Below are 13,524 nucleotides of genomic sequence, written 5' to 3'. Positions count from 1 at the left end.
GATATAACCTAAAAGTCGCTCTACGCAATGCCACTAATTACCACCCCCTTACAGTAATTGAGACTCATGGTATAGTACCATTAGCAAAATTCAGTTTTCAAGATGAAGACTCATCTGCCCACCATACCTGTTTCACCTGCTGTAAAAATTGGTATGATGGGCGTTGACGCTCGAAGACTCGCTACCGCTTCGCTAACGTTTTTGACCCGCTTACATCCCCTCCCTGCTTCGCTGAGGAAGGGGAATTACGCGAAACTTGTTAAAAGCTGCGGTGAGGATGTCAACAAAGTGTTGTTACAAAAGAAATGCAGCAGAAAACATCTCTGTCTATCTGCTGCTATCAAGTGTGAAGCTGGTTCACTTTTTACATACGAGTCATAACGGCTACTTTGGTCAACTTATCTTTTTCCAGTCCCTGTAGTTCATCAAGATGTAGCCAGCCCTCTTTGATCAACCTAGCAAAGACAAAGATCAGAACTGAATATCTGTAGTCATATTTACCATCTATTTCATGCCTTCTAGCACTTAAGAAATCATGTAACTGCCACATCTCATCAGCCTGTGTCATCATACTGGATCTTTGCTGAACTTCTTGGATCACAGCCTCAATTTCGCGTTTATATGCTTTTTCAAAAGCTTGTTTAGCTATTTCTTCCTCGGTCTTAGACCATTCAATCTCACTCACTTGCATTCCGAACCTTAAAGTTTATGCGTTAATTATTTTATCAATGGGTCATTTGCTGCCAAAAATATGAGCGCCCTTGACTAGAGAGCGCCCACACAATCATTCAAGGTATAGTTATTAGCTGGTAATTCTTCTAGCGAACTAAATTTAATAGTTCTTTAGGAGATGCCAGCAAATCAATTGCTACAAAGAAAATTTTACCTTTAGGATTAATTAAAAATCTCCAAGCCATATTCATCCCGACACTAGCACCAAACCAAGGAGTTTGGACTTTACCTGTAACTTTGATTTGGGTGTAACCTTCTTCTGCTGGTTCAGAAACGCCTCTTTCTGGAAGCAATCTGAGGTTTTGACATTCTTCGTTGAAAAATCGCAGAATCGCATCTCTACCAACAATTGGTCTTTGGAAAGGAGGTTGCAAAGCTGCATCAGGCGCGAACAAATCAATTAATGCCCCAAAATCATTGGCATTAAGATTGTCCATATAACTCAGCACTGTTTCATTTGTAATGCCTTCAATAGTGACTTTAGTACGTTGCGACACATCCTTTGGTGCAACAACAGGTTCAGAAACTCTTGTATAGTCACCCAACTTGTTGGGGTCAAATCCCATATCAACTACAGAGTTGCGTAAAACAGTAATTTGTTGTCCCTGATCTAGTTCTCTAACTGCTTGCAGTACTGCTGAAGCATTGGCAGAAAGCTGATAACCAGCAGGAATTGGCGCAACAATACCTTGATCCATCCATACCCCAAGTTGATACCAGAACCCTAGTTTGATGTTTGCTGACCAAGTAGCATAGGTACGACAAATAGGTGTATCAGCATTGTTGGCGAGATCGCACATTACCTGACTTTGCTCAGTAAAAGTCATTTTCCGAATTTGATCGAGAGTTGCTTCAGCAAACTGCATCCGAGCAGCGCCTGGAGCAGCAACCGTAATTGTTTTACCCATTTCTAAATAAGCAAACCAAGTCCAAGCCAGCTGATCTTCCGCACTGAGTTGCTTAAATCTAGCAATGGTCGCTGGTACTGCATCAGCAGATAAGGTTTCTGGGAAAATACCGCGAGCCGAGTCAATTGTAATTGCCATATTTACACACTTAACCTTAATCGTATTTACAACTAAAGGACGCAGGCAAGAGCGTTTGAACGTTCAAGTTTTAGCGACCTGTTACAAAAATATCACAAAAGTTAATAAATATTCACAAATTTTAATGGCATTGCAAAATACACCTCCAGTCTGGTGGAGAAAGGCAAAAGAGCTAAACCCGAATTTCTCACGGATGGGTGGGGAGTGTGGGGGAAAGATTTCTTCACTATCCTCCTACTCCTTGCACACCCCTGGATTTCTATCTTGTGAGAAATTCAGGTAAATCCCGCCTAGAATTAAAATCCCAGGCTCATAGCTATGGAATACATAGAAAAATTAACCGCAGATGGACGCAGATAAACGCTGATAAAATAGGTGTTTCTGAGGCAAGATTTAAAGCTATTAAAAATAAAAGTAGGTTGGGTGTAACGAAGTGAAACCCAACATGGATAAGCAATACAGCAATCCTACATAAATTACAAACATCGCGCTACCTTGTCTACCCTGTCCTCCTTGTCTACCTTGTCTCTGTTATGTTCCTAGCACCTAAAAATGCGCGGATGGGTGGGTGTAGAAAATCAAGCTTGAGACAAAATCCTTGTATGGTTTTCCACATAAGCTTTTCGAGAAAAATTAAATTAAAATCATCCGCGCACCTTACGCTGTCCAGGTTTCAGCGATTCACTATAAATCAACTGACATTTACTAGTGTTATAATCAACTCATCCGCGAAACTGAACATTGAAAACCAAATACAGACTGATTTTCCAGCCCCCGCCATTGAAATTTCACTTAATCCCTATCAGGGATTGAAACCTGTAATGTGGTGTTTTGCTCTGAGTATGATTATTGAAATTTCACTTAATCCCTATCAGGGATTGAAACATTTTTATTTATTACGAAATGACGAATGGATAAAATTATTGAAATTTCACTTAATCCCTATCAGGGATTGAAACTTTTTACCAATGATTCACCAACAATAGCAAATCCATATTGAAATTTCACTTAATCCCTATCAGGGATTGAAACTGGTTTCTACCGCAGGCTTGACCCTGCATTGCTTATTGAAATTTCACTTAATCCCTATCAGGGATTGAAACTTCCTTAATAGTTCTATTGTTGTATAAACAATGGATTGAAATTTCACTTAATCCCTATCAGGGATTGAAACGATTATTTGTGCAATTTTGGCATACACAAGCTATCATTGAAATTTCACTTAATCCCTATCAGGGATTGAAACTGGGTGTTTAGCAGTCACCCACCATTTTTTGTGCATTGAAATTTCACTTAATCCCTATCAGGGATTGAAACAGATTAAAACAAGAACCTGACGCTAAATACAATACTGTATTGAAATTTCACTTAATCCCTATCAGGGATTGAAACGTGTTGACTAAGCTTTTTTAGCCTTTGCCCGTTTAAGTTGAAATTTCACTTAATCCCTGTCCTAAATCATTGGTAAAATTTCTATATCTTTTTCTTCTTTCTTACCTTTGCGTCCTTTGCGTTCTTGGCGGTTCGTTTCCATATCTATGTTTTTCACGACTTATTTAGGATTGCTATAGGTGTTTAATGAGTGTATCTTTTTGGCAATCTAATTGTAACTTTAGTTCCCTTTTCTTCTTGACTAGATAAACTAATATTCCCACCATGTAACTCTACACAAGCTTTAGTAATTACTAAACCCAAACCTGTTCCTTGTATGGTGTCAACATTACTACCCCGACTAAAAGATTTAAACAGATTTTCTTGATCTACGAGAGGAATACCAATGCCTTCGTCTTGAATTTCGATAAATATTTCTGATTCTTTACCATTGAGATAAACGATAACATTACCACCATCAGGAGAATACTTGATGGCATTAGATAATAAGTTTAAAAATATTTGGCGCAAAAGTCCGCGATCGCCCCAAAAGTTTTGATAATTGCCTGTCACTTGTAAAATGATTTCATGGCGATTATCTAATATTTCTTGTTGTTCAGCAATTAACTCAGAAATAAACTGGAATATATCTAAAGGCTGTGGTTTAAATTTAGTTTTATCCAATTCTAATTGATGAACCAAAAGCATATCATCCACAAGTTTAGACATGTGTCTTGCTTTCTGCTCAATAATCTGCAAAAAGCGATTTTTTTTCGCATCACCTAACTGTTCGCCGTGCTGTTTAATTGTTGATGCAGCCGCCAAAATTGAAGCTAAAGGTGTGCGGTATTCGTGAGAAACTGTAGTGACAATTTGCGATTTAAAATTATTGAGTTCCTTTTCTTTGACAAGTGCAGATTGAGTCATTTCTAATAGTTCTGCTTGTTGAATTGCTATTGCCAACTGCACCGATACTTGGTTGAGAATTTCCACTTCATCAGCAGGCCATAGCTTATCTTCCGAACTGGGTTGAGCAATTAAAAAACCCCAAAGTTTCGGATTGGGGTGGCTATTATGACTAACATTAATTGGAACTACTAAATTAGCCTGAGTATTTAATTGCTCTTTTTTGTGAAAGCAAAAATGACTCAAACTTGCTTCATAAACACGAGAAATTCTGCGTCTGTGTCGCCATTGATGATTTTCACCGAGGTTACTGTAGGCAACAACTAAACTTTTTTGCCTGCGTACATTTGTACTATGTGCTTCTTGTGTGGTGACAAAGTGAGTTTCTGGTTGATGGTAAACATCGGAAATCTGATCATATACTTGTTCAATTTCCCCAGAAGAGGCAACTATCTTACCACCCATATCAGAGGTAAACTGATAAATAATCACGCGATCGCACTTCAAAAGTTGCTGTACTTCCACTACAGCCGTATGCAAAATTTCTTCGACATTTAAAGACTGACGAATCCTCAGTGCTGTCGTCGCAATTAAACGCTGTCTTTCTTGCGTTTGACTGAGTTTAACTTTCAGACAAGATTGCTTAATAGCATTACGCACTGCTAATTGTAAAACATCTAACTGGAGGTGCTTTTTCACTAAATAATCATCAGCACCACGCTTCATTGCCTGCACCGCAACCGCTTCATCACCACGCCCAGTCAACATAATAATAGAAGCAGGTGTTTCACTTCGACACTTTTGCAAGCGTTCTAACAAATCTAAGCCACTCATATCGGGCAAGCAAAAATCCAGCAAAATCACATCACAGTGAATTGCTTGGCATAACGCCAACCCTTCTTCCGCAGAGTCAGCCTCGAATATCTGATATGAATTTTGGGGATCTTTTAATAAGTACCGACGATAAACTTTCCGATCCTCGGCACAATCATCAATGATGAGTAGCGTCCAGGTGTCCGGCATATTAAGAATTAGGGAGAATATTTACACTCCTTGACTTAGCATCCCACAAATGACAGCAATATTAACTAACTATTACAAAAATATAAATTAAATCTTAAGTTTAAGGGGTTAGGGGCTAGAAATAAACTCCTGCCTTCTGCCCCAACCACGTAGCGGTAAGTCAAAAGGCAAAAGTAAAAGTCAAAAATCAAGAATACTTTTGACTTCTCCGGCTTTGCCGGAGCCTCTAATCCGCAGGCGGTACTGTATTCCTCTCCAACCAATACTCAACAAATGCTTGGACTGTCTTTTGCAGTTCTTGAGCATCCATCGGCTTGACTAGATAGCCATTGGCACCTTTTTGGTAGCAAAATTCAATGTCTTTGGGGTTAGATGACGTGGTGAATACCACAATGGGGATTTTCTTTAAACTGATATCTTGCTTGAGCCGTTCTAGGATGTCACGGCCATCAATCCCAGGTAAATTCAGGTCAAGCAAAATCACCGAAGGCTTCGGTATGGTGTTCGGGTTTTGGGAATCCTCTTCTTGATAAAGGAAGTCCAAAACCTCATCCCCGTTTGTACATCTATATATAGGGTTCTGGACAGCCAACCGCCGCATTAGGCGTTGCAACATTTTAAAGTCTTCATTGCTATCCTCAACAACCAACAGAGGTTTGTTAAGTTTTTTTGTCATCAGAGATTTTAAAAAATGTAACAAAATTTTTCAAATATCTTAAACTATTGCCGCAACGTGAAATAAAACGTGGAACCATTGCCCATACTAGATTCCACCCAAATCTGACCGCCGTGTAACTCAACAATTTTTTTAGAAATGGCGAGTCCTGCACCTGTACCGCCGCCATACTTTTCTTGCGAGTGCAGCCGCTTAAATAGACGAAAGATGGTTTGGTAATGATGGGGTTGAATACCAATTCCGTTATCTTTGACGTAAAAAACGGGAAATAAAGTGAATTTTTGGAGTTTATCTGATTCTTGCTGAGTAATAAAGCCAATTTCAATCAATGGTTCTGGTTTATCGTTATATTTCAAAGCATTAATTATTAAATTAGTAAAAACTTCATGGACTAATACCGGGTCACACTGAACTGCTGGTAAAGGTCGAGGAATGTCAATATTCAGTTGTGCTTCTTGACGGCTGGCTTGAATGACATCAATTACTTGGTTTAGCAGTTCATTAAAATCAGTTAGTTGGAGATGTAATTCTGTTTGCCCTAATTGCGAGAGGCGCAGCAGCGAATTAATCAGCGTTTCCATCCGCACAGACAAAGCAAGGACAGTCTGTAAGTAGTCAATGCCATCTGCATCTAAGATGTCGGCATAATCTTCGATTAAAATTGTCGAGAAATTATAAATCCCGCGCAAAGGTTCTTTCAAATCATGAGACGCTGCATAAGCAAAAGAAGCAAGTTCGCGGTTACTGCGTTCTAACTCTTGGTTGATTTTGGCTAATTCTTCCGCTTTAGAAAGAACAATACCAACAATTGCCCCCTTCAAAGCCCAAGCATTATCAATCTCACACTGTTTCCAAGGTAGAGATGTTAACTGGACGATTTCTTGCCACTTTTCAAAAGATGTGCGCGGACACAGAGTAATACTACCATCTGTATTTGTCTGGATTGATTCATTGGGATTGCCTGCCCAATTAATAGTCTGCACGACTTCGGGACGAAACCACAAAATATAGTAACGCTGGACTTGAGAAATACGTAACAACAGCAACCCACTGGCAGTATTTTTAAATTGAATCGCTTCTGGGTAAAGTTTCGGCAGAGAATTAGTAGCAAATATGCGTTCACTAACGTGATTATCTACCCAAGTAATTAATTTCCGTACCTTTTCTATTTCTGGCGTTGCACCCACCAGTGTAATTTCATTGTCTAAACATACAGCTGCTCCGGTGGCACTAACAAGGGCAAGTAAACTTGGTTGCGGTTTAATTAAAGCATCAATAAAATTATCGGCTTGGGAAATTAACTCAACAAATTCAGCTTGGAGGGATTTCAACTTCACTTCGTAGTCTAATTCAGAGTGAATAACTTTATGTCCTAACTCTGAGGAGACAATTTGACCGAGAAATTCGCAGATTTTCCGCACTTCGTAAGTGAGATATTTTGGTGTTTGATGATGACAGGAAATTAACCCCCACAACTGTTGATTTTTAATTAAAGCAATCACCAAAATAGTAGATACGCCCATATTTTGATGATAGGTAATACAGCATGGATCTACACTCCGCAATACCGACCAAGTTAAATCAAGGGGTGTAGCTGCATCTTGGGAAATTAACTGTACAGATTGGGCGGTAAAATCGGGGATAAATCGCTGTAGACATTGGGTGTATAGCTGTCTGACTGGTGTGGGAATATCTGTAGCGGGAAAGTGAAGTCCCAAATAAGGTGATAAATCTTCTCGTTTAGCTTCTGCAACTACTGAACCTGCGCCTTGTTCATCAAATTGATAGATCATCACGCGGTCAAAAGCGGTGATTTGGCGATATTCGGTGGCGACTAAATGCAGAAATTCTGCTAAATTTGTGGTGTGTTGCAAATGTGCGATCGCTTCACTCACCAAAGTATGAAAACCTAAAAAACTGATATCTTCATCACTGTTTTTTGGTTCTAGTTCCAAAATTACTGCATTGGTTGTTCGGTGAGCAATCCCATCAAAGTAGCGTACTTGATTACCAGTGGTAATTGGTATTTTCAAAATCGTAAAAGTCCCAATTTTTTTCTCTAAGCATTGTTTAATGGCTGTTATCTGGGGAGTCGCCAGTAAACAACTCAGTGGTTGACCGAGTAAATCTTGGGGTTGTTTGTCTAGATAAGTGGCGGTGTTGTTGCTGACTTGCCAAATTGCTAATTCAGTATTCAAAGCCAATAGTAAACCATGCGGCTGTATCGACCCAGAAAGATGAATCGGTTGGTCATGGCTGTTCTCAGAAGCAGGTTGAGTAGTGATGTCTTCAGGACTCATGGTGTGGATAGATAAAGTTTAACTGATGACAATGCACTAAATCGCAGATAGGAATTATTCTGCCTTGCTCTTGCTCCAGATTGATAGAAACTTATGAATTGCTAACATCTATAGGAATCCGGTTTGATTTCTGAATTTATTTGTGTAGGTAGGGAATGGGGAGTAGGAAAGAAGCCTGATCTGAGTGTACTGATTTTTTTCCCAAATCAAATATGAGTCCTATAGATGATTTTTAGTCACTAAAAATTTAGGACATAAAAGTTACACTTGTTTTTAATCTCGCTGGAACTTGAATTTTTGTCAAACCGTCAAAGCAAGTATTAGTAGTAATTATAAAGTTTATTTATTTTATTTGTACTGTAGTTGCTTAAGTAGTTGCTTGTATTAATATTGACGCTATAATTGATGCGGCAAATCAAAAAAAGGGATGTGTGCATTTAGAAAAAGTTGCACCAGCCTGAAAAAGACAAATTTGCTATCAAAAACTTTTTATTTCCGACAAGGTATTTTGTATGAAGTGCAAGAATTTTTTGACTATTTTGACAACCAGTTTAGTTTCTATGATATCTTTGCCGGCGATCGCCCAAGCAGAATCATCATTTCAAACACCTACTGGAAATATTCACTGTTATATTGCAGATCAAAACATTCGTTGCGATATTATAAAAATTACTGCAAAAATTCCACCTAGACCAAGAAACTGTGAATTAGACTGGGGTCATGCCTTTATTCTCGATGCACAGGGTCGTGGTTATCGGGGTTGTTATGGTGATACAACAGTAAATCCCCAAAACCCTGTTTTGCAATATGGTAAGACATTACGTTATGAAGGTATTGTCTGCACATCCAGAAGAACAGGCTTAACTTGCACTAACCGCGATCAAAGAGGCTGGGAACTGAGCCGAGAGAAACAAAGATTCTTTTAAAATATCAGCATTAAGTTGAGTGCGATCGCTTCATCATCAACTACTCTTAAAACAAGCCCCGACAACTAGAAGCCGGGGCTTAATGCTGAATAAATGCGATTCGCAACTTATTTCTAAAATCCATCTCCTCAAAGAAGATTGGCGATAATTCTTGTTAACCTTACCTTATATATAAGGTAAGGTTAACAAGTTAAACAAAATATGAATTAACCATCCTCCCGTGATTCAGAATTATTTGTATTATTTTGTTCGGTCTCTTTTTTCTCCTGCTGGACTTCACTAGCTTGTTGTACTTGTTGAAGATGAATATTATTCACCTGCACAATAAATTGTTCAATTGCTTGGCTGGCTTTTTGTTGCTGCTGACTGCTATCAGATGCGTCATAACAGCGATAAGCTGGGGTTACACCCAAAATAAATTTTTCTTGTTCAGCCTCTAATAATTCTAAGGTTGTGTTAGCTGCAACCCAATTTTTTTGAAAAGGAAATGAGGTGACAATACTAGCTACTATTGAGGCAACTGCTGGACAAATTACAGGGAGCCATTTCAGCCAATTTTGACCAACTTCGAGTTTATCCACCAAAACTAAAATTGGAGTCACACCTGATAAAATAACCGTAGATATTTGCAGAACATAGTAAAGATTTCTCGAAAGATTTCGAGCTTTTTTATAATCATCAATTAAATCCTGGCAATACTGTAAAGCTTTTTCTCTGGCCGGAACAATTGGATTATTTTCCAACAACAAATTATTGTTGTTTAGCATATAACTATAAATTTCGGCTTTTTTTGTCAAATAACTACGGTTGGCAACATTTTGTGAATCTTGAAATAACTGCCTGTTAAATAAAAATAAGAAAGTCAAAATTGTTAAAGCGATCGCTCCTACAATGACCAAATTTTCGTTATTGGCATAAACAGTTAGTAAAATACCACAGCAGACAAAAGCAGCAGCCAATAAATATTCCAAAAGTTTTAAGATAAATAAACTTTTCCTGTTGGCTGTGAGAGATAAATCTAAACTGCGGGAACTTTCTCTTTGTGGTTGCTGTTCAAAGCTAGAAATGTCGGAAGTAATCATGATTGTGTATGCGCTGGATTAACCTGTAAAATCAAATACTGTTATATCAGCTAGAGAAATCCTCGTACAGCCGAAAATACTTGTAAATTTTGACTTTCAGCGAAAATCTTTCTCTAGACTGGATACAAACAAAGTGCTTAAAAACACTTTCTGCGGCAGAATTTAGTATGTTATAACACAGCCGTTATCCCTGCTGACAAACAGTACAATTACACTTGTCAAATCTGGCTGAGAGATGTAAGTGGAATACTCAAATGAAAAAAATTATTTTAATCACCGCATTAACTGGCTTATTTTCGCTGGCGTTGACAGCTAACCAAGGCTTGATTTCGGCACAGTCTCCACAAATAGCACAATCTCAAGGTGTAATCATCCCTGTGGAGAAAGCTGGACTGGGAAAAATTCGTCCGGGAATGTCGGAACAACAAGTACGCCGCATTTTAGGAAAACCCACCAGCACTAAAACCGAATTTAGTCCTGGAGTTGGTGACAATATTCGCACCCTGCAATATCCTAATATTTCTTTATATTTAGTCCCCTATGTCAACAAACCGAAAAACTTATTCTTTGTTTATTACTTTGTTACCCGTAGTTCTAAATTTCTCACTCCTACGGGTGTAAAAGTTGGTGATACCCAATCTCAGGTAATCAAGGCTTACGGAAAGCCATATATATCGAAAGAAGGCAACGTCACTTTTTTAGTATATGGGGTTGGTAGTCCAGATAGCGCCGCCGCATTGACGTTTAGTATAGAAGCTGGCAAAGTCACAGAAATTCAGTATAGTGAACAGCTACTCTAACTTTTACCTGTGGAGATAGAGGTTTGCTATAAATAATGCAGGCTTTTGAGCCAATATCCAATCAGCTAATCACGGAAAAATCCCACAACCAAAAAAGAAATCAGGACTCTTGACTAGCTCATAGGATTTTTACTCAGCACTCAGCACTCAGCACTTTCAAGTCAGTATGAATAAAAATATCAATCACTCCCTCACAAAGCTAGTAATTACATTAGGACTCACAAGTATAAGTATATTGGTCAATACTGGTATATCCGAGCAAATTGTTCTCGCAAAATCACTTAATGTTAAAAAATGTGATATTTACGCTTATGTGACTGATCCAGATCCGCAAGGCTTAAATGTGCGGAGTGGTATAAGTCTGCGTCACAAAATTTTAGGACAAGTACCAATTAACGAAACAGTCCAGATTGTTGCAGCTACTAAAAACTGGGTACAGATTACAAATGCTAGTGCTGGTTTTACAGGTAAAGGTTGGGTATCTGTAGGAAAATTGGGTTTATCTACTCGTGGTTATGGTACTAGTGGGGTGAATATTTACGCTAATGCTAATCAACAAAGCCGAAAAATCGGCAAAATCCCGGCTGAGACGGCGGTGAAATTATTAGGCTGTCAAGGAGATTGGGCGCAAGTAGAATATCAAGGTATCAAGGGTTGGTTAACGAGAGAAGATCAGTGTGGTGCAGCCTTAACAACTTGTTCGTAATATTCAGGACTTACGTAAGTGTCACAATTGCTGGTTGGTGCGTGACGCTATAAATCTGATGACTACGTTCAAATCTTCTCGTTGCGTCACACACCCTACAGAAAAAATATGCCAGTTGCATAAGTCCTAATATTGTCGGGAGTGGAGCAGTTACCATAAAAGTTAGTACTCATAGTCTAATAAAATTGAGCTTGAGGTAAATAAATGCCTTCTCCATTCCCAGGAATGAACCCGTATTTAGAGCATCCGCGTATATGGCCTAGTGTACATCACTTATTAATTAGTGAAATTGCCAGGTTTTTATCTCCGCAACTGCGTCCTAAATATCGAGTTGTTGTAGAAGTCAGGATGTATGAATCTAGTATGGAGAACGCATCACTAGTTGGCATACCAGATGTGTCAATTCAAGGCTCGCCAGGGGTAATTAATCGTAATAATAGTAATGTTAATCTTGCAGTTGCAGAACCAGTTGCCAAACCCATAAAAGTTAAAATTCCTACACCAGAAATTATCAAAGAAGGTTATTTAGAAGTAAGAGAAGTTGGTACAGAAAATGTAGTGACTATCATAGAAATTTTATCGCCAACTAACAAACGTCGTGGTAAAGGTAGGCAAATCTATGAGGAAAAACGGCAAGAAATACTAGGAAGTCAAACTCATCTACTAGAAATAGATTTACTCCGAAATGGTGAAAAGATGCCATTTTTTGATACTGACATTGAAAGTCATTACCGAATTTTAATTTGTCGTGGCGATCGCCGCCCTTATGCTGATTTATATGCCTTTAATATCCAAGATGTCATTCCGTCTTTTTCCTTACCCCTACGTGCAGGAGATAACGAGCCAATTCTTAATTTGCAGACATTATTAAACGAGGTGTATGAAATATCAGCTTATGATTTAGTCATAGATTACAACCAAGCGCCCTTCCCAGCGTTGTCAGAAGCAGATGCAGCCTGGGCAAATGAAATGTTACAAACCAAAGGATTGCGCTCAATCGCCCACAGTCCAGAAATCCCCAATTAAAATTTAAAGTTAGGGTTTCTCTGAAATTAAGACTCATGACATTTTCTGCTCGTTTGCTTTTGCTTTGTAGCTTAGTTAGTACGTTGGGACTAGCATCAGCACTGCCAAACTTAGAAATAGCTAATGCACAAACCGCCAACTGTCCAACTCCGGCTTTAAATCGCTTTCAACGTCATAAAGTGGCGCGTGGCGAAACTTTAGAAAGCATCGCCCAAAGCTACAATCTCGCGCCTGAAACACTGATTGTCATGAACCCAAATGTGAACAATGGCCGTGTGAGTGTGGGTAGTGAACTGCAAATACCACCTTATAACGGAATTGTGGTGGAAGTTCCGACTGGACAAAGTTGGCGAGAGGTAGCAGCAAAATATAAAGTTCGGCCTGATGCGCTGTTTGAAATTAATGGTTGTCAAGCAAATCCAAAAATTGTTTTTGTTCCTGGGTTAAATTGGTTGCCAAATCCACCGCAAACTACATCGCTGATCCCAACAAATTCTAATACACCAACTCGTGCAGCTATTAGCGGCTATCCTTTAGAGCAGGCTACAACGCTGGGGTTGGGTTATGGTTGGCAAATTAATCCTCGCAACAAGGAAGTATTTTTTCACAGTGGTGTAGATTTGTTAGCGGCTGTGGGTACTCCGGTAGAGGCGATCGCTCCTGGTACTGTAGTATTTGCTCAAGAGCAAGGTAGTTATGGTCAATTGGTGATTATTAACCACAGTGGTGGATTGCAAAGCCGCTATGCTCATCTTGCTAGTATCAAGGTTAAGGTCAATCAGCAAGTTAAAACAGGTGATGTATTAGGTACGGTGGGAACGACTGGCGAACCGACAACTCAACAACCACACCTTCATTTTGAAATGCGTTCTAGTTCATCCCAAGGATGGGTGGCGCAAGATCCCAAAAGTTATTTGAAGAAGTGAAGAT

At 39.0% G+C, this 13,524-nt stretch carries 11 protein-coding genes and 1 CRISPR repeat array; of the genes, 5 read left to right on the top strand and 6 right to left on the bottom strand.

Annotated features, from left to right (window positions below; translation table 11 throughout):
• Positions 1 to 364: 364 nt before the first annotated feature.
• The 5 genes from H6G79_RS10565 to H6G79_RS10545 all read right to left on the bottom strand — a co-directional run bounded on the left by H6G79_RS10565 (position 365) and on the right by H6G79_RS10545 (position 8,054).
• Positions 365 to 691: a hypothetical protein gene (locus tag H6G79_RS10565; protein WP_190588950.1), complete on the bottom strand. Its 327-nt coding sequence runs from the start codon at positions 689 to 691 to the stop codon at positions 365 to 367.
• A gap of 127 nt (positions 692 to 818) precedes the next feature.
• Entirely contained in the window at positions 819 to 1,778 is a 960-nt protein-coding gene (locus H6G79_RS10560) for an orange carotenoid-binding protein (protein ID WP_190588952.1), read from the bottom strand.
• A gap of 779 nt (positions 1,779 to 2,557) precedes the next feature.
• A CRISPR array of direct repeats spans positions 2,558 to 3,243; the repeat unit is 37 nt; unit sequence ATTGAAATTTCACTTAATCCCTATCAGGGATTGAAAC.
• A gap of 110 nt (positions 3,244 to 3,353) precedes the next feature.
• Entirely contained in the window at positions 3,354 to 5,078 is a 1,725-nt protein-coding gene (locus H6G79_RS10555; protein WP_190588954.1) for an ATP-binding protein, read from the bottom strand.
• A gap of 226 nt (positions 5,079 to 5,304) precedes the next feature.
• Complete coding sequence (locus H6G79_RS10550) at positions 5,305 to 5,754, bottom strand: response regulator (protein WP_190588956.1); 450 nt, start codon at positions 5,752 to 5,754, stop codon at positions 5,305 to 5,307.
• Between the two features lie 44 nt (positions 5,755 to 5,798).
• A complete protein-coding gene (locus tag H6G79_RS10545) occupies positions 5,799 to 8,054 on the bottom strand; it encodes an ATP-binding protein (protein ID WP_190588958.1) in 2,256 nt (751 codons plus the stop codon).
• Between the two features lie 560 nt (positions 8,055 to 8,614).
• On the opposite strand from H6G79_RS10545, the gene H6G79_RS10540 reads away from it, so the two are divergent.
• A complete protein-coding gene (locus H6G79_RS10540; protein ID WP_190588960.1) occupies positions 8,615 to 8,980 on the top strand; it encodes a DUF6636 domain-containing protein in 366 nt (121 codons plus the stop codon).
• A gap of 206 nt (positions 8,981 to 9,186) precedes the next feature.
• Here the strand turns inward: H6G79_RS10540 and H6G79_RS10535 are convergent, their stop codons facing one another.
• Positions 9,187 to 10,062 (bottom strand): DUF4231 domain-containing protein, encoded by an 876-nt coding sequence (locus H6G79_RS10535; protein ID WP_190588962.1) that lies wholly within the window; start codon positions 10,060 to 10,062, stop codon positions 9,187 to 9,189.
• Positions 10,063 to 10,316: 254 nt separating this feature from the next.
• On the opposite strand from H6G79_RS10535, the gene bamE reads away from it, so the two are divergent.
• From bamE to H6G79_RS10515, 4 genes are all read left to right on the top strand, one after another.
• A complete protein-coding gene (bamE, locus tag H6G79_RS10530) occupies positions 10,317 to 10,862 on the top strand; it encodes an outer membrane protein assembly factor BamE (protein ID WP_190588964.1) in 546 nt (181 codons plus the stop codon).
• Positions 10,863 to 11,028: 166 nt separating this feature from the next.
• The gene (locus H6G79_RS10525) at positions 11,029 to 11,568 is read left to right on the top strand and encodes an SH3 domain-containing protein (RefSeq protein WP_190588966.1); all 540 of its coding nucleotides are present in this window, start codon (positions 11,029 to 11,031) and stop codon (positions 11,566 to 11,568) included.
• A 204-nt stretch (positions 11,569 to 11,772) separates the two neighbouring features.
• Complete coding sequence (locus H6G79_RS10520; RefSeq protein WP_190588968.1) at positions 11,773 to 12,594, top strand: DUF4058 family protein; 822 nt, start codon at positions 11,773 to 11,775, stop codon at positions 12,592 to 12,594.
• A 35-nt stretch (positions 12,595 to 12,629) separates the two neighbouring features.
• On the top strand, positions 12,630 to 13,520 hold the full coding sequence (locus H6G79_RS10515) for a M23 family metallopeptidase (RefSeq protein WP_190588971.1): 891 nt from the start codon (positions 12,630 to 12,632) through the stop codon (positions 13,518 to 13,520).
• Positions 13,521 to 13,524: the final 4 nt, after the last annotated feature.

The sequence above is a fragment of the Anabaena sp. FACHB-83 genome (genome assembly GCF_014697485.1).
GTDB lineage: Bacteria > Cyanobacteriota > Cyanobacteriia > Cyanobacteriales > Nostocaceae > Nostoc_B.
The sequence above is the reverse complement of the archived record's forward strand: the minus strand, read 5'-3'. Positions and strand labels throughout refer to the sequence as shown.

What these genes read in the sequence shown, in the direction of transcription:
- H6G79_RS10565 (WP_190588950.1), bottom strand. Translation starts at nt 691, where the DNA reads ATGCAAGTGAGTGAGATTGAATGGTCTAAGACCGAGGAAGAAATAGCT.
- H6G79_RS10560 (WP_190588952.1), bottom strand. Translation starts at nt 1,778, where the DNA reads ATGGCAATTACAATTGACTCGGCTCGCGGTATTTTCCCAGAAACCTTA.
- H6G79_RS10555 (WP_190588954.1), bottom strand. Translation starts at nt 5,078, where the DNA reads ATGCCGGACACCTGGACGCTACTCATCATTGATGATTGTGCCGAGGAT.
- H6G79_RS10550 (WP_190588956.1), bottom strand. Translation starts at nt 5,754, where the DNA reads ATGACAAAAAAACTTAACAAACCTCTGTTGGTTGTTGAGGATAGCAAT.
- H6G79_RS10545 (WP_190588958.1), bottom strand. Translation starts at nt 8,054, where the DNA reads ATGAGTCCTGAAGACATCACTACTCAACCTGCTTCTGAGAACAGCCAT.
- H6G79_RS10540 (WP_190588960.1), top strand. Translation starts at nt 8,615, where the DNA reads ATGATATCTTTGCCGGCGATCGCCCAAGCAGAATCATCATTTCAAACA.
- H6G79_RS10535 (WP_190588962.1), bottom strand. Translation starts at nt 10,062, where the DNA reads ATGATTACTTCCGACATTTCTAGCTTTGAACAGCAACCACAAAGAGAA.
- bamE (WP_190588964.1), top strand. Translation starts at nt 10,317, where the DNA reads ATGAAAAAAATTATTTTAATCACCGCATTAACTGGCTTATTTTCGCTG.
- H6G79_RS10525 (WP_190588966.1), top strand. Translation starts at nt 11,029, where the DNA reads ATGAATAAAAATATCAATCACTCCCTCACAAAGCTAGTAATTACATTA.
- H6G79_RS10520 (WP_190588968.1), top strand. Translation starts at nt 11,773, where the DNA reads ATGCCTTCTCCATTCCCAGGAATGAACCCGTATTTAGAGCATCCGCGT.
- H6G79_RS10515 (WP_190588971.1), top strand. Translation starts at nt 12,630, where the DNA reads ATGACATTTTCTGCTCGTTTGCTTTTGCTTTGTAGCTTAGTTAGTACG.